12 protein-coding genes are annotated in these 17,862 nt (G+C 40.2%); 8 read left to right on the top strand and 4 right to left on the bottom strand.

Annotated elements, in window-relative coordinates:
- Window positions 1-80 precede the first annotated feature (80 nt).
- From mfd to ACSLUF_RS01560, 3 genes are all read left to right on the top strand, one after another.
- Window positions 81-3,524 carry a transcription-repair coupling factor gene (gene mfd, locus ACSLUF_RS01570; RefSeq protein WP_435624381.1) on the top strand — a complete coding sequence of 1,148 codons (3,444 nt, stop codon included), beginning with the start codon at window positions 81-83 and terminating at the stop codon, window positions 3,522-3,524.
- Entirely contained in the window at window positions 3,521-4,222 is a 702-nt protein-coding gene (locus ACSLUF_RS01565; RefSeq protein ID WP_435624380.1) for a diphthine--ammonia ligase, read from the top strand. Before mfd ends, ACSLUF_RS01565 begins: the two co-directional genes overlap by 4 nt.
- 178 nt (window positions 4,223-4,400) lie before the next feature.
- Window positions 4,401-5,495 (top strand): glycoside hydrolase family 26 protein, encoded by a 1,095-nt coding sequence (locus ACSLUF_RS01560; protein ID WP_435624379.1) that lies wholly within the window; start codon window positions 4,401-4,403, stop codon window positions 5,493-5,495.
- Window positions 5,496-5,537: 42 nt separating this feature from the next.
- Here the strand turns inward: ACSLUF_RS01560 and ACSLUF_RS01555 are convergent, their stop codons facing one another.
- The 4 genes from ACSLUF_RS01555 to ACSLUF_RS01540 all read right to left on the bottom strand — a co-directional run bounded on the left by ACSLUF_RS01555 (window position 5,538) and on the right by ACSLUF_RS01540 (window position 9,881).
- Window positions 5,538-6,689 (bottom strand): serine hydrolase domain-containing protein, encoded by a 1,152-nt coding sequence (locus ACSLUF_RS01555; protein ID WP_435624378.1) that lies wholly within the window; start codon window positions 6,687-6,689, stop codon window positions 5,538-5,540.
- 65 nt (window positions 6,690-6,754) lie between these two features.
- Window positions 6,755-8,734: a DUF3352 domain-containing protein gene (locus ACSLUF_RS01550; RefSeq protein ID WP_435624377.1), complete on the bottom strand. Its 1,980-nt coding sequence runs from the start codon at window positions 8,732-8,734 to the stop codon at window positions 6,755-6,757.
- Window positions 8,735-8,809: 75 nt separating this feature from the next.
- Entirely contained in the window at window positions 8,810-9,469 is a 660-nt protein-coding gene (locus tag ACSLUF_RS01545; protein ID WP_435624376.1) for an aspartate kinase, read from the bottom strand.
- Between the two features lie 52 nt (window positions 9,470-9,521).
- The gene (locus ACSLUF_RS01540; RefSeq protein WP_435624375.1) at window positions 9,522-9,881 is read right to left on the bottom strand and encodes a YraN family protein; all 360 of its coding nucleotides are present in this window, start codon (window positions 9,879-9,881) and stop codon (window positions 9,522-9,524) included.
- 171 nt (window positions 9,882-10,052) lie between these two features.
- Here ACSLUF_RS01540 and ACSLUF_RS01535 point away from each other — a divergent pair, with 171 nt between their 5' ends.
- The 5 genes from ACSLUF_RS01535 to ACSLUF_RS01515 all read left to right on the top strand — a co-directional run bounded on the left by ACSLUF_RS01535 (window position 10,053) and on the right by ACSLUF_RS01515 (window position 17,862).
- Window positions 10,053-11,537: a DUF1800 domain-containing protein gene (locus tag ACSLUF_RS01535; RefSeq protein ID WP_435624374.1), complete on the top strand. Its 1,485-nt coding sequence runs from the start codon at window positions 10,053-10,055 to the stop codon at window positions 11,535-11,537.
- Window positions 11,538-11,548: 11 nt separating this feature from the next.
- Window positions 11,549-13,264, top strand: a complete 1,716-nt coding sequence (locus ACSLUF_RS01530; protein ID WP_435624373.1) for a DUF1501 domain-containing protein — start codon at window positions 11,549-11,551, stop codon at window positions 13,262-13,264.
- A gap of 150 nt (window positions 13,265-13,414) precedes the next feature.
- Window positions 13,415-15,493, top strand: a complete 2,079-nt coding sequence (gene metG / locus ACSLUF_RS01525; RefSeq protein ID WP_435624372.1) for a methionine--tRNA ligase — start codon at window positions 13,415-13,417, stop codon at window positions 15,491-15,493.
- A gap of 128 nt (window positions 15,494-15,621) precedes the next feature.
- Window positions 15,622-16,956 (top strand): hypothetical protein, encoded by a 1,335-nt coding sequence (locus ACSLUF_RS01520; RefSeq protein WP_435624371.1) that lies wholly within the window; start codon window positions 15,622-15,624, stop codon window positions 16,954-16,956.
- A 3-nt stretch (window positions 16,957-16,959) separates the two neighbouring features.
- Window positions 16,960-17,862 carry a histone deacetylase family protein gene (locus tag ACSLUF_RS01515; protein ID WP_435624370.1) on the top strand — a complete coding sequence of 301 codons (903 nt, stop codon included), beginning with the start codon at window positions 16,960-16,962 and terminating at the stop codon, window positions 17,860-17,862.

Genomic DNA, 17,862 nt, shown 5'->3' with positions numbered 1-17,862 from the left:
TAGAGTTTTACCATAATTAATCAGATTCCCACTTTCGCAGGAATGACAATTCATTTACTTTTGCCACAAATTTTTTTCGATTGTCCCTATCGTCCATTTCCAATCGATTTGAAAAGTCTCCCCAAATAAGGAAACTAGGGGAAGCTATATCCCATTCCCAAAATACTATACTCGAAGGGCTTTCAGGTTCGGCTCTTTCTTTTGCCCTCTCCAGTGTCTTTAAATCTTCAGAAACTCCCTTTCTTTTGTTACTGAATGACAAGGAGGAAGCGGCTTATTACTTAAATGATTTGGAGCAGCTAGTGGGCGAGCAAGATGTATTGTTTTACCCTGGGAGTTATCGTAGGCCCTATCAAATTGAGGAAACGGATAACGCAAATGTTTTGTTGCGTGCTGAAGTGTTGAACCGTATCAATTCCAGAAAAAAGCCGGCCATTATCGTAACCTATCCCGATGCGCTTTTCGAAAAAGTGGTCACGCGAAAGCAGCTGGATAAAAACACGTTAAAGGTTAAGCTGAACGATACCCTTTCATTGGATTTTTTGAATGAGGTCCTCTTTGAATATCAGTTCAAACGGGTTGATTTTGTTACAGAACCAGGTGAATTTTCCGTACGTGGAGGAATTTTGGATGTTTTCTCTTTTTCGCATGAAGAGCCCTATCGTATCGAGTTTTTTGGAGATGAGGTGGATAGTATCCGTACGTTTGATGTTGAAACACAGCTGTCCAATGATAAGGTAAAACGCATTACCATTATCCCTAATGTCGAAAATAAGTTTCTACAAGAGACCCGGGAAAGTTTCCTAAAATACGTCTCTCCCAAAACCGTCATTTTTTCAAGAAATCTTGATTTGGTTTATGGTAGAATAGATTCGTTTTTTGAAAAAGCAGAAGATAGTTTTTCCAACCTACAAAGTGAACTTAAACATGCCAAACCCGAAGAGTTATTTGTCACTTCTTCACTTCTGAAGAATCAGCTCCAAGAGTTTTCAATGGTTCTAATTGGGGCTTCAACTCATTCTTCTGTCTCTTCGAGCGCAGTCGAGAAGCAAACAGAAGAAAAATCAGCCATCTCTCCCTCGACTGCGCTCGGGATGACGATGAAAACCAACATTTCCTTCAATACAAAACCTCAACCTTCATTCAACAAGAAATTTGACCTGCTGATTGAAAATCTCAATGAAAACCATGAAGCCGGTTTGACGAACTTTATTTTTTGTGCTTCGGAACAACAAGCCAAACGGTTCCATGATATTTTTGAGGATGTCGAGCAGGAGGTTCACTATCAGACTTTAGTTTTTCCACTCTACCAAGGGTTTTTGGACCAGGATTTAAAATTGGCTTGTTATACGGACCACCAAATTTTTGAACGATATCACAAGTTCCAGCTGAAAAATGGCTATGCCAAAAAACAGGCCATCACACTAAAGGAATTGACCAAACTGGAAGTGGGGGACTATGTGACGCACATTGACCACGGCATTGGAAAGTTTGGAGGACTTCAAAAAATAGACGTGGAAGGAAAGAAACAAGAGGCCATCAAATTGTTTTATGGGGATAGGGATATATTATATGTCAGCATCCATTCGCTACATAAAATTTCAAAATACAATGGCAAGGATGGTGCCGTTCCAAAAATCTATAAACTAGGTTCTGCGGCTTGGAAGAAACTGAAGCAGAAAACCAAAAGTCGGGTCAAACAAATTGCTTTTGACCTCATCAAAGTGTACGCTAAGCGTCGCATGGAAAAGGGGTTCCAATACGCTCCTGACAGCTACCTTCAGCATGAGTTGGAAGCTTCCTTCATTTATGAAGACACTCCCGACCAGGGCAAGGCGACGCAGGATGTGAAAAAAGATATGGAAAGTGAACGTCCGATGGACCGTTTGATATGCGGGGATGTGGGTTTTGGAAAAACTGAGGTAGCCATCCGCGCCGCTTTTAAGGCAGTGGACAATGGAAAACAGGTCGCTATCTTGGTTCCGACAACTATTTTAGCTTTCCAGCATAACAAAACCTTCAAAAAAAGGCTGGGGGAACTTCCCGTTACTGTGGATTACCTAAACCGCTTCAGAACAGCCAAAGAAAAAAGGGATATTCTGGAACGATTGGCCCAGGGCAAAATCGATATTATCATTGGTACACATCAGTTGGTAAACAAAAATGTGCAGTTTAAGGATTTGGGGCTTCTCATTGTAGATGAAGAACAAAAGTTTGGGGTTTCTGTCAAGGATAAATTGAAATCCATCAAAGAGAATGTGGATGTTCTCACCTTAACCGCAACCCCAATACCCCGTACACTACAATTTAGTTTGATGGCTGCCCGTGATCTTTCTATCATCAATACCCCACCACCAAATCGGTATCCAATTGACAGCAGGGTAATCCGCTTGGATGAGGAAATTATCCGTGATGCCATTTCTTATGAAATTCAAAGAGGGGGACAGGTGTTTTTTATTCATAATCGCATAGAAAACATCAAAGAAGTAGCGGGTATGATCCAACGTTTGGTCCCTGATGCCAAAATTGGAATTGGCCATGGACAGATGGAAGGCAGAAAGTTAGAGCAATTGATGCTCGCTTTTATGAATGGGGAGTTTGATGTTTTGGTTTCTACCACTATTGTGGAAAGTGGTCTAGACGTCACTAACGCCAATACAATATTCATCCATAATGCCAATAACTTTGGTTTGAGCGACCTTCACCAAATGCGTGGACGTGTAGGCCGAAGCAATAAAAAAGCATTCTGTTTTTTCATTACCCCACCTTATGAGGTGATGACCACCGAAGCTCGTAAACGCATAGAAGCTCTGGAACAGTTTACCGAATTGGGTAGCGGCTTCAACATAGCGATGAAGGATTTGGAAATTCGTGGTGCTGGGGATTTATTGGGAGGTGAGCAAAGTGGGTTCATCAACGAAATTGGTTTCGAGACGTATCAAAAAATATTGGCCGAAGCGATTGACGAATTGAAGGAAAATGAGTTCAAAGAACTTTATGATGAAGTGGAAGGTGAAAAGGAAAAAGTCTTTGTCAAGGAAACCCAATTGGATACGGATTTTGAATTGCTTTTTCCGGATGATTACATCAACAATATCACGGAACGCCTCAATCTGTATACCCAATTGAATGTAGTAAAGGATGAGGAAGGCCTGCAACAGTTTGAAGCCAAGCTAGTGGACCGCTTTGGAGAACTGCCCGAACCTGCGGTGGATTTATTGAATTCAGTTCGGATAAAATGGATGGCCAATGGTATTGGATTGGAGAAAGTTATTCTTAAAAAAGGAAAGTTTTTGGGGTATTTTATTGCTGACCAGCAGTCCGAGTTTTACCAAAGTCCCTCCTTTACTCATGTGTTGAACTATGTCCAAAAAAATCCTAGAGCTTGCCAGCTTAAAGAAAAGCAAACCCGAAATGGGTTACGGTTATTGTTGGTTTTTGATGGTATCATTACGATTTCCCAAGTTCTTCAGGTTTTGAACCCACTTGTTCCAAAAAAGGACCCTTTAACCGTGGGACAATGAATCAAAAAACCTACTTCAATTGGAGCTCTGGAAAAGACTCAGCGCTAGCGCTGTACTATCTACTTCGTCAAGGAAATATTTCGATTGACCGTCTTTTGACCACCGTAAATGGGCATTACGCTAGGGTTTCTATGCATGGGCTACGAAGAAGTGTTCTTGAAGCCCAAACGGAGGCCATTGGTATTCCTTTGGATGTTATAGAAGTTCCGGAAAACCCGTCAATGGAACAGTACGATGCCTTAATGAAAAAAAAAGTTCTAGAACTTAAAGCGGCAGGGTATACCCACACTATTTTTGGTGACATTTTTCTTGAGGATTTAAAAAAGTATCGTGAAGCTATGTTTCGCCCATTGGGTATTCAACCTATTTTTCCTCTTTGGAAGAAGGACACCAAAGAATTACTCCAAGAATTTATTGAGTTGGGATTTAGAGCAATCATTGTTTGTATCAACAACTCAAAACTCGAAAAATCCTTTCTGGGAAAGGAACTTTCTTTAGAACTCATGGAGAGATTTCCAGAAGATGTTGACCCCTGCGGGGAAAATGGGGAGTTTCACACCTTCTGTTTTGATGGACCTATTTTTCAATACCCTGTAGCTTTTGAAGTTGGAGAACAAATATTCAAAGCGTATAATAATCCTTCAGACTCATCAAAATCAATACAGTTTGGCTTTTCCGATATCTTGTTAGCCAAGTAAAATTGATTCTCAATTGGGGTTCAAGGAATGTACTTTTTAAGTTTGCTTTAACCAAATCTTCGGCATAACGGACAATCCAAAAAGAAGTATTTTTAATTACAGAAAATATAGTGCCCTGTACTACATCAAAAGTCCAATATTAAAAATCAGCCTTCTGTGCCTAAGCTCTATTATGTTGATGGGGTCATGTAAATCTTTAAAAAAAGTAAATACCGTCAGTGTCAGAACAACCAAACCGCGTAAAATAAGTCCTGAAGCACAAAACCTATACAAAAGACTCCAGGAAACTACCGAAAAAGGCTATGCCTTTGGTCATCAAGATGCCACAGCTTATGGTATAGGGTGGAAGAATGATGGAACGCTTTTTAAGTCCGATTTACACGAGATTACTGGCCAACATCCCGCGGTGCATGGTTTTGATATTGGCCATTTAGAGTTAGGATGGGAATATAACTTAGATACGGTACCTTTTACTTTAATACAAAACCAAATAAAAAAAATACACCAAAAAGGGGGTGTCATTACCATCAGTTGGCATGCCAGCAATCCCATATCTGGCGGAGATTCTTGGAATCGAAAGGGTAAGCCCATAAAAAAGCTGCTATCCGGAAGGCGTCTGCACAAAACCTACAAGACTTGGTTGGCTGGTATAGCCGGTTTTTTTAACAATATCAAAGATGACCAAGGCCGACCGATACCTATCATCTTCAGGCCTTTTCATGAAATGAACAAACCTTGGTTCTGGTGGGGCAAGGGTAAATGCTCGGCCGATGAGTATAAAAGGTTTTGGCGTGAGACCGTTGATTTACTTACCCATGAATTTTCAGCGGACCAACTGTTGTTCGCCTACTCTCCTGATGCGTTCGATAGTAGAGAGGCATATTTGGAATACTACCCAGGTGATGATATTGTGGATATTTTAGGGATGGATTTGTACCAACATTGGACAGCAAAATCCTTTTCAAAAAATTTGAATGATGAACTTAAGGTCATCGCACAATTGGGAAAGGAAAAACAAAAACTATACGCTCTTACAGAATCTGGACTGAATAAAGTACGTATATCCGATTGGTGGACTAAGGTTATTGACCAACAACTTGCCAATTCCGGGATTACATGGGCACTTTTTTGGCGCAATGCCAGAAAGAGCCATCATTTTGTTTCCTATCCTGGACATAAAAGCGCTTCTGACCTTATGCAACTTGCTCAAAAAGATTATGTGTTATTTCTTGAAGATATTGCACCCACAGAGGTCTCTTCGGAAGCTCAATAGTGCAATTCTCCAAGAAGGGTGGTAACGTAATAACAACCTGTGTTACATGCTATCATAAACCATTTTAACAAAGTTCCCTATTTTATTGGGTTCCAACCAACGAGTAACAATGACCAAATCCTTTTCTTGGTCTACTACAATGAAATTACCCCCAAATCCAGCAGCATAAAACACATGCTCAGGAACGCCTTCCCAATAGCGATTTCCTTCTTTCTGGTTTAACCACCACATATAGCCGTAATTCACATTGGGTATTGAGGGAGTTGTGGCCTTTTTAATCCAAGCCTCGCTTATCATCCGTTTCCCATTCCAAACTCCGTCATTCTGGAAAAGTAATCCGAAGCGTGCCATGTCCTCTGTACTTATAAAGATTCCTGCTCCAGAATGTCCTCCTCCGGTAACTGACTTCATTTTTAATCCATCAATGGTGGTCCATGCATGGTCGTAACCAAACCAGCGCCATGTGGTTGAAGCCCCAATACCATCCATAAGATTTTCCTTGAGCGCCTTAGGCAGTGGATTTCGCCAAAGCTGGGTCAATGAGTATGCCAAAACATTTACACGAACGTCATTGTATTCCATCACTGTGCCGGGCTCACGAAGCTCTCTATATTTCCAATCATCCAAACCACCTTCACGTGGAGGTCTGTCGGCCCAGTCCTTTATACCCCAAAGTTCCCCAGACCAATCTGAATTTTGTTGTAGAAGATGCTCCCAGGTAATTTTCGAATTGTGCTCGCCATCAAAAGTGCCATCCCAAACATATTGGCCCACTTTATCATCTGTACTTGAAAAAAAACCTTTGTCAAAAGCCAATCCGGCCATAGTGGACAAAAAGCTTTTGGTTACACTGAAGGTCATATCCACTCTTCGCGTATCTCCCCAAGAGGCGACCAAATAGCCATTCTTTAGAATCATTCCTGCGGGTCCTCCACGTTTTTTGGTGGGTCCCAGAACCTCATGAAACGGTTCCCTTTCAAACCCCTTTAAAATAGCCCGGCGCAAGTCTTTTGACCCTGAGTATTCGTTTTCCTTGGCAAAATCAATTGCCGCGTTTAACACTTTAGAGTCGTATGAAAATTTTTTGGAGTCAATTACTGTCCATTCGGCATTGCGCTCTGGAAAAGAGGTTTCCTGAGCTTTCATCTCATTGCCAAGAACCAAGACTAGAAAGGTAAAAAGTATGCGTTTCATGCTCTATTTTTTTAGGTGCATGAAGGTACTAATAAGTTGGAAGGTTTCACCCGTTAAAAACGAAATCAGAATCTTTTTCTCAATAGTAGTTTTCCCTCTTTATCATAATATCGCCAAGTCCCCACCTGAACATCCTTCCGAAAACGGCCGGTCATCTTTTTTCCTCCGTCAGAATAGTAGGCCACATAGGTTCCATGTTTAAGGCCATCCTTTAGCTCTACTTCAAATCGGACAGTGCCATTTGCGTACTTTTTGACAAATTTTTTCGCCGTTAAATCATTGGGATAAATGGGGCGCAGATTGAAAATCGTTTCATTTACTTCAGTGCTAGTTTGGGCAACTCCCTTGGAATTACCGGCAATCGATTTTTCTTGGAACTGACTTAATGCTTTCACCTCATCCACATCCTGATAATTGATTACTACCCGACTTTGAAAAAGGTCATCTTCGGGTGTCATTTGTAAGCCTACTTGCGGAAAACAAATAATGAAGTCCTTGTTTTTCCGCATTTGGGACCTAGTCTTGCCATCAGCTAAGGCGTACATATTATTATATAGCACTGGAACGTTACTATACACAAAAAGGCTTGATTTTTTTCTAAACCGTTTTTCAAATTCCTTGAAATCCTTTGAAGCAGACAGCGTATTTTTCGAAATTACATCGTTGATGATGCTTTTTAAAGTATTGGGGTTATTACTGAAAATCACATAATCATCCACAATGGTAAAATAGGGTTTGTCCAGTTCCTTAAACCGACTCCCTAATAAAATCTTGAAAAACCCTTTTATGGAAAGAAAGTTTATTTCATGCTGTTTGTAAGTAACCGCCTTGAACTTTACTGGTGTCTTTTTTCGGATTTGATTCAAAATGAAGCCCAGATTGGTCCTCGCGTTTTCAATATCCTCGGTTTTGAGTACCAGGGCTATGTCATTCTTACCTTTGGAAATCTGTGATTCAATTTGAAGTATCGCTAGCTCATCACCAATCCAACTTACAAAATGTTCCTCTATGTTTATTTTCAGAAACTTCTCCAGTTTTTCAATTCCTTCTTGGTAGGTCTCAAACTGTTTGGGATTATCTTGTTGGACCAAATTGAAATTATCATAGAACTTGGAGAAACTATCGAATCCATAACTGAGGTAAAGTGCAGTTCGCTTTGGCGCAATTTCAGGAATGCTTCTTTTTGCCGTTCCAGATTTCTGAAGAGCCTCTAAATAACTTTCATTTGTATCACTGATGTTGGTATATCCATTTGCAGTCAGAGTACTATTTTTATCCAGCTCAAAATGAAATCCAGAAAATAGGAAGTTCTCACTCATTCTATCTACCCAATCACCTGGTTTGTCCGAAAAGCCTTTTATATAATCGTCCAGATGATTGTACTGTACATAAAGTCGGAACAAATCCTCATATCCCACCTTTTCGTTAATCTCGATGAAGTTTAAGTTTCTCCCCAAGACGGGTTCCTCAAACTGGTCAATTGAGGCCTCCACCAATGAGTGGGTATATGAAGCAATAAGCTGATTCTTTATAAAGGAAAGGGAAAGGGTTTTCTTGCTCTCGCGATCATAAATTTCCAAAATCTCATGATCGTGGTAATTTCGTTTGCTCAATGTATAATTTTGGTCAAGTAGTGTATTCAAGTAAGTCTTTAGCAATTTGAGCTTGGCGATGCGCTTTAAATCTACCACATAGAAAACGCCATAATCCTTGGCAGAAATCATATGGATTGAGATAAAGAGCGAACGGTTATCCAAAAACTCAAACACTCGCCGTTGGTTGTTGAAAACCGTATCTACCTGCTGAATGTTAGAGGTTAGTTCGGAGAAATGATCGTTTTTAAGTAAGTGACCCCAAGCTTCGCTTTCACTAATTTTTTGCCAACTTTTTACCGGTTTTTCAGATTCGATAACAAAAACAGCATCCTTCGGTATCAAGTAAATAGATTGCAAATTGGTTTTAGGAGATAGAACAAGAAGGTAAAGGAGATAGCCTACATAAATCAGCATGACTGCCAACAATCCAAAAATGATTTTTTTTCTCATAAAATAGGTTCGCAAGGGATACCTATCTACAACGAAAAATCTTCGGATTTAGTCTTGTAAAATGTAAACCAAAAATTAGAGCGTCTTTAAGTCTTTTATGGTCTTGAAAGCAACATCTACTTGATCCTCATTTACCAAAATGGTAAACTCATTTGTTGTAGAGATTACTTCATAAAGAACAATGCCTTCCCAAGCCAAGCGTTGAAAAATGAAGTAATAGATTCCAGGGACGGAAACATTTTCAGCGGGTAATTTAACAGTAATGGAAGATAAGTTTTCAGCCTTCTGCGTGCAGCGTTCATGGGCAAAATACTTTTCTACCACTTTATCCATAGCATTGCTTACCACGATGTTGATTTCGTTTACCCCTCTTGAAGAGGTATAAAAGACATCTTGGTTGACATTGATTTCCTCCAGAAGCTGAGCTTGTTGTCGTAAAATAGTATCCGAAGCCAAGAAAGTGTAATCGGTAAGATTGGATCGTACCGTGATCTCCCCGATATTTTTGAGCACCTTTACAATTTTATGGGTGGCACGAAACTCCAAGTCATCCGAAAGGCGCTTTAAGGCCATCACCACCGCACCATCCTTTACATCCTTTCCCAAAGCATCAGAAATTTCAGGTTTGATTTGCCTGGATAGTGAGGTGAGATTAATGATGCCTTGTGCCAGGGCACTCTGCAAAAATGGTTTTTTCTTTATGTAGTGTTCAACAACTGCCGATATGGTTTTCATGTGTCTGGCTTTGTTTTCAAAAATAACATATTGTTATAAATAAAACAAATGGTTAAAAGAAGTGGAAAGCGTCCTCAATATGTTTTACTTTAAAACCCCGTTCATTTTTGCGTATCACCATCACGTCAAACCGAACCTCTATGTCTAAATCATTTTCCAACACATAGTGATTGGCAGCTTTGGTCAACCGTTTTATTTTTCCTGGATTAATGGTTTGTGAAAGGTCTTCTAAAAATTCAGAGGTTCTTGTCTTTACCTCAACTATAACCAAAAAGTTGTTCATTTTTGCTATGATATCAACTTCCGCTTTATCGAACCTATAGTTTTGTTTAAGGATTTGATACCCTTTTTTCTTTAAAAAATCTGCGGCAATTTGCTCTCCTTTGCGTCCAAAAGCGTTGTGTAGGCCCATAAATTTTGAAAAATAGAAAAAAAAGTGTGCATTTCGTCGAAAAATTTGGTGCTTGACCCTTATCATAACGTTAACATTGTAATTTGTGAGCTCTTTTCAGAACCACACCAACGCTAAGCTAGACATATAGTTGCCCCAAAACTATGGACCTATTTAACGCCGAACATTGCTATGGAGTACTTTATCAATTGTAATTCCTCAACTTTGGCGCCGTATACAACTCCATTGGATGCGTTACGTGCTGCCCACTTGTACCGAAGGCTAGGTTTTAGTGCTTCGGTCCAGACTATTAATGCCGCTGTAGGACAATCTGCTGATGCTTTGGTCGACACCCTTGTAGACCAGGCCTTAGCTGCACCCGTGATTCCAGCTCCCTTATGGGCAGATTGGAATAACGATAATTATCCTGCGGATGATGACCTTGCCAGACAATTACGTAATGCCCAACAAGAAGAGTTTGAAACAGCGTACGGAAACGCTCTTTTGGACAACAATCTAAGGGACAGACTTAGTTTCTTCTGGCACAACCATTTTGTTACCGAGATAGATGTATATCGATGTAATTCTTTTCTTTACTATTACATCAACTGTCTACAGCGTAATGCGCTTGGTAACTTTAAAACTTTTGTTAGTGAAATTGGTTTGACCAGTGCCATGCTCTATTATTTAGATGGTGCCAGAAACCGAGGTAATAACCCTAACGAAAACTATGCACGGGAGTTGTATGAGCTTTTCACCTTAGGTGAAGGAAACAACTATACTGAAGAAGATATCATTGAAACCGCAAAATCACTTTCTGGTTACACCAATCGGGGAGATGTTGGCTGTACCCAGGTTACCTTTAATCCGGATGATTTCAATACGGACAACAAGACCATTTTTGGTCAAACAGGAAACTGGGGGTACGATGATACCATAGATATTTTATTCAATGAACGTCCCAATGAAATAGCCAATTTTATATGTAAAAAACTTTACGAGTTTTTTGTGCACCCAGACTCTGATGACGAGATGGGCAACGCACAAGCTATCATCAGTGGTTTGGCCACAACCTTTGTCAACAACAACTTTGAATTGGCGCCAGTAATGCGTCAACTTTTCAAAAGTCAGCACTTTTTTGATGAGGACGCCATCGGTGTTATCATTAAAAGTCCATTTGATTTATACCTTGGCCTATTAAAGGAGACCAATTTTACGTATGATGACAATATCGTACAGAACATCATTGACTCTTCTAGATTGATTGGTCAAGAATTGTTTGATCCCTTTGATGTGGCTGGTTGGCAAAGAGATAGGGAGTGGATCAACACCAATTTCATTATTGGTCGCTGGTTGACTTTAGAAGTATTTATTCAAGCGTTCTTTCAATCCAATCCAGAACAATTTAGAACCTTAGGTATTGAAGCCACTGGAGCTAATGGTGCCACGGAAACTGATCCCAATGTGGTGGCAAGGGCCATAATCGACAAGCTTACACCAAAAGGTTTATTGACCGACGCGGATTACGATAGGGCTATCGTTGCTTTCCGGGAACCTTACGAAGACAATAATATCTACGAAACCGGATCTTGGAACATGACCCTGGATGATGCAGATACACAAGTTTACTTGTTGTTGCAGTATATGGCAAGAGAACCTGAATTTCAACTTAAATAACCCCTACAATTATGTGCGATACTCACCACACTCACGATACATCTCCATATAAAGGTCTTGAGCATGAAGGCCATGACCAGGAGCACAAAAACTGGAGCAGAAGATCCTTTCTCCAAGCCTTGGGGATTGCAGGTTCTGGTTCCATGTTTTTGGGAAGTAATTTATTAACTGCATCTGCACCGTCTCGTTTGACATCTGCCATTGCCGATGCGGAAACCGATAATATTCTCGTATTGATTCGTCTATCCGGAGGAAATGACGGATTGAGCACTGTAATCCCAGTACAGCAATACGACACTTATGCTAATGCCCGTCCCAACATTTACATTCCAGAAAGTAAGGTATTAAAACTTACTGACGACTTTGGTATACCCACCTACATGAACTCTCTGGAATCCCTTTGGGGAGAAGGAAAGTTCAAAGCTGTTCACGGTGTTGGATACCAAAATCAAAGTTTATCCCACTTTACCGGTTCGGACATTTACGCTAACACAGATTTGACCACCACAGGATTCACTGGTTTGAATACCGGATGGATGGGTAGACATTTTGAGCAATGTTATCCTGACTATCTGATAAATCCGCCAGAAGCTCCTGCAGCCATTCAAATCGGTAGTATAGCCAACTTGGTTTTCCAAGGTGAAGAGACCAATTACGCATTTGTGACCAACAACATCGATCAGTTGGAAGAAATTGCCGAGACCGGTTTGTTTTATGACATCGCAAACGCTCCTTTTGGCGATTGTATGTATGGTGATCAGTTGCGTTTCTTAAGAGGTGTAGCCAACACTACTTACGAATATGCCGGAAAAATTAATGAAGCCTACGAAAGAGGTCAAAACCAAGTGGAATACCAAGACAATGGTTTTGCAAGACAGTTGGCTTTATTGGCGCGATTGATTAAAGGTAACTTAGGAACCAAAGTGTATATGATTTCCATGGGAGGTTTTGATACACATGGGAACCAGCCTTTGGCCCACGAACGCTTAATGTCCAACTTATCGATTGCGGTCAACAACTTCTATGAAGATTTAGGTTTCACGCAACAGGATGAACAGGTACTTAGTATGACTTTCTCTGAGTTTGGACGACGAATTTTTGAGAATGGTTCTTTAGGTACGGATCACGGTAAGGCGGCTCCTACCCTTTTCTTTGGTTCTGGATTGAATGGAAGTGCCTTTGTTGGAGATCACCCATCGTTGGATAGTCCAAACAGTCGAGGAAACCTAGACTATACCATGGATTTTAGGGACTTATATGCCACTGTACTTGCAGAATGGCTTTGTGTACCAATTCCATTGGTAGAGCAACACTTATTGGATCATCCGTACAATCCTGTCAATCTAGGATTTAATTGTAGTGGTGTGGACTTCCCAGATATTGCAATGGATAACGATCCGCCTACATTACCGGATACACCACCAAGTGATCCAGATGGTATGGACCCAGATGCAACCATTGAAAGTGCCATTGTCCATAGACCCTATTATCCAAATTCAAGAGCACCACACATTTATCTTGAAATGCCTTTTGCGGCCCATGTGGATATTGAATTGTTTAATATTCTAGGTCAGAAAGTAGGTACTGTTTTCAATGAAATGATGCTTGAAGGTTCGGCAGAAATAAACATTCGAGAGCGAATGAGAGACAGTCTGTCCACTGGAAAGTACATCTACAGAATATCCGTAGGTAGCGAAAGAATGAGTAAATCCGTAATGATTATGTAAAGCTTACTCCAATAAGCAAACACTCTGGAATCCTCCGATTGTGCAATTCCCACCCCATCTTAGGAATGCCCTTTCGGAGGTTTCTTTTTTGATTCCAAATACCCTTTAGCTTATACCAAAATCTGTATTTTTGGGGCTTAATTAAGCTACATGATGTCTCAAGACGGTACTCCATCTAGATATACCCTAACCGCAGCACTACCTTATACCAATGGGCCTATACATATTGGCCACTTGGCGGGGGTCTATGTTCCCGCGGATATCTATGCGCGGTATCTCCGTCTAAATGGTCATGACGTTGCCTTCATTTGCGGGAGCGATGAACATGGTGTCGCCATTCCTATGAAAGCCAAAAAGGAAGGGGTTTCCCCAAAGGAGATTATTGACAAATACCACCATATAATAAAACAGTCCTTTGCTGACTTTGGGATTACTTTTGACAATTATTCAAGAACTTCAGCAGAAATACACCATAGGACTGCTTCCGAGTTTTTCAAGAAATTGTATGAACACGACGATTTTATAGAAGAGACCACAGAGCAGTTGTATGATGAAGAAGCCCAACAATTCTTGGCAGACCGCTTTGTTATAGGTACATGCCCCGTCTGCGGACACCATGAGGCCTATGGTGATCAGTGCGAAAACTGTGGTTCATCCTTGAATGCCACTGATCTTATCAATCCAAAATCCACTATCACCGGAACCATTCCTACTTTAAAAAGAACCAAACATTGGTTCTTACCCTTGAATAGATATGAAGGTTTCTTAAAGGAGTGGATAATCGAGGGACACAAAGATGATTGGAAGCCTAATGTTTATGGTCAATGTAAATCCTGGATAGATGATGGTTTGAAACCACGTGCAGTAACACGGGACTTAGACTGGGGAATTCCAGTTCCTGTAAAAGATGCTGAAGGTAAGGTGCTCTATGTCTGGTTCGATGCACCCATCGGATATATTTCTTCCACAAAAGAATGGGCGGAACGAGAAGGAAAAGATTGGGAGCCCTATTGGAAGGATAAAAACACCAAATTACTTCACTTCATCGGTAAGGATAACATTGTTTTTCACTGCATCATATTTCCTAGTATGCTAAAAGCCCATGGCGAATTCGTATTGCCGGAAAATGTTCCGGCCAACGAATTTTTGAACTTGGAGGGAAACAAATTATCGACTTCAAAAAATTGGGCAGTTTGGCTACATGAATACTTGGAAGAGTTCCCCGATATGCAGGATGTGCTTCGATATACATTAACGGCCAATGCACCAGAAACCAAGGATAATGATTTTACGTGGAAGGATTTTCAAGCTCGAAACAATAATGAGTTAGTCGCCATTTTTGGGAATTTTATCAATCGCGTGGTAGTTCTTACGCATAAATATTATAATGGCATAGTCCCTACACCTGGCGAATTCCTCGAACAAGACAAAAATGCCTTAAGTTCTTTGGCAGAGTTCCCAAGTATTTTGGAAAATTCTTTGAACCGATATCGGTTTAGGGAAGCCAGTCAAGAATTAATGAACTTAGCGCGTTTGGGGAACAAGTATTTGGCGGACGAAGAGCCCTGGAAACTCATAAAGACAGACGAAGAAAGAACCAAAACCATAATGTATGTGGCATTGCAAATAGCAACAGGACTTGCTATTTTGAGTGAACCCTTCTTACCGTTTACTTCAGAAAAACTAAAGAACATTCTCAATATCAATTCAAGTGAAAGGCGAATCGTATGGAATGAGGTTTCTACAAAAGAGATTCTGTTGCCTTTTGGACATCAAATCAACAAAAGTGAACTCTTGTTTCGCAAAGTAGAAGACAAAGAAATAGAAGCGCAGTTAAACAAATTGGAAGCCACCAAACAAGTCAATGCTCAAATGGAAAAAGAAATAACACCCCAAAAAGACACCATCACATTCGATGACTTCAGCAAAATGGATATGCGCGTGGGGACCATTATTGAGGCCGAAAAGATGCCGAAAGCCAATAAGCTTTTGGTATTAAAAGTAGATACCGGTCTGGATACCCGAACCATTGTCTCCGGAATTGCGGAGAGTTTTAAACCCGAAGAAATCGTTGGAAAAAAAGTAACGGTATTGGTGAATCTAGCCCCGAGAAAACTTCGCGGTGTGGAAAGTGAAGGCATGATTTTGATGACCGAAGACAAATCCGGGAAATTGGTTTTCCTCAACCCAGATGAAGATAGGGTTGAAAATGGGGAAACCATTAATTGATCTGTATTAAACAGCCAATGGTTAAATCACCGATATTTTGTCTTTTACTCTTGTTTCTATGCTGGTGCAGCTATTGTCAAGAGACCATACTTGAGTTTTCAACTGATTACCCCGATACTCCCTTTTTGATGCAGGATTCGTTTACCATGGTGGATGAGTCGACTGAAGATTTTACCGTATTTCTTACCAAAAAGAGTGATATCTCAGCATATCATTTTACCAGTTCTTTGGAAAAAAAGGGACGACTTTTTTCGAAACAGCTTCCCAACAAGTACAAGCTTCCGATAGGCGGAACCATAAACGGTTCAAAATACACTTTGTTTTATTCCAATCAATACAAGAGTAAGTTTGCGGGAATAGTATTCGATTTTGAAACTAGATGGTCAAAGGTTTTCGAAATTGACTTGAAACTAACGAACGAAATTTATCTAACTCGATTTAATCATTCGAATACATTCCACATCTTAACCACCTCCTATCGGAAAGAGGAATTTTACTTATACATTTTCGATAATGTAGGAAATTACAAGAGAAAAGTTATTGATTTATCACCATTTGAATTTCTTGGTCAGGCTAACTATCCAACAAGGTTAAAACATCTTTTGGCCATAGGAACCACTGTTGGGATTACCGATTTAAAATTAGTAGAGGACGACATTCCGTATTCCTTGGACTCAATGGTATCCTTGTATAAACTATACATTGTTGAGGGCAAAATGTACCTAACTGTGGATTTGAATAACAGATACACCCAAATCATCACATATGATCTGAAAAAAGACGTCTCTGGTTTTCTAAAAATTCCTCAACCAGAACTAAAAAAAGAATCCAAAAGCAATTCGTATTTGATGGGTAACGACCTATTTCAATTCAAAATAAACCCTCAAGAAATGAGGGTTAGGATTACTGATTTGCAAGCGCAAAAAACTCTTAAGGAATATTCAGTTTCAAAATCGGATTCCCTATATATTTCACAAGGCCCAATACGACAGAGAGGTGGGAGATTTGACAACAGTAGGGAATTTGACCGAACTTCCAAATTCTTAAGAAAAGTATCATCTGGCAATCCCGGTATTTTAGTTCATAAATCGGAAGAAGGTTACGAAATTAATATAGGAAGTGTGGAAGAAATTACAGACCCCTTACTTACTACTTTGGCTTTGGTAAACCCCATTTCGGCAGTAGCAGTTTTCGGGAGTTTTACGCTTGTTGTGAACCCAGTGGCTTTAGCTTTTTATAAGGTATCCAATAGTCGAGCGGTATATATTTTTAGTCTTTTGGATGAAAATTTTGAACTAAAAAATGGTAATGAACCAAAAAACATCTTTTACACCATAGATGACTACATCGTTCAAGAAGGTTTAAAAAGATTTACTGCAGCTGATGTGTTCAGCTATCAAGGGGGATATGTTTTTGGGCGCTTGGACAAAAAAACAAAAGTATATTCCTTTCTAAAGTTCTAATTCTTGCTCAAAATTGCCCACCATCACATTTATAAACATCCTTTACCGGAAGGTCATCGGTTTCCGATGGATAAATATGATTTGCTTCCTAGACAGTTAATACATGAAGGAACCTGCACGCCAGATAATTTCTTTAATCCGACTTTCCCTGAGGATACAGATATTTTAGCCTGTCACGATACGGAGTATTATCAAAATCTAATCCAACTTCAATTAAAGCCCAGTGAAGTACGGAAAATTGGTTTTCCATTAAGTGAGGAATTGGTCCAACGCGAACGTATCATTGCCGATGGCACCATAAAGGGTTGCCATTTTGCCATAGAACACGGAATTGCCATGAACATCGCCGGAGGAACCCATCATGCCTATTCCAACCGAGGAGAGGCCTTTTGTATGCTGAATGACCAGGCCATTGGGGCCCGATATCTCATTAACAATGGGCTAGCCCAAAAAGTACTCATTGTCGATTTAGACGTGCATCAAGGAAATGGAACGGCGGAAATTTTTCAAAACGACGATGCCGTTTTCACCTTTTCTATGCATGGTAGGGGAAATTATCCCTTCAAAAAAGAGAAATCAGACTTGGACATTCCTCTGGAAAAGGGCACAACGGACAAAGAATATTTAACCCAACTCAAGGGAATCCTTCCCAAGTTATTGGAAACGGTTCAACCTGATTTTATCTTTTATCTCTGTGGCGTGGATATTCTATCTACTGATAAACTCGGAACCTTGGGAATGACCCTCGAAGGTTGTAAAGAACGTGATCGTTTTGTGCTGCGGACCTGCTTTGACAAAGGAATTCCAGTTCAATGCAGTATGGGAGGCGGGTATTCGCCAGAAATTAAAATAATTATTGAAGCACATGCAAACACCTTCAGACTAGCTCAAGATATTTATACTTAG

Origin of the sequence: Flagellimonas sp., from assembly GCF_965601775.1 — a bacterium.
Classification (GTDB): Bacteria; Bacteroidota; Bacteroidia; order Flavobacteriales; family Flavobacteriaceae; genus Flagellimonas.
The sequence above is the reverse complement of the archived record's forward strand: the minus strand, read 5'-3'. Positions and strand labels throughout refer to the sequence as shown.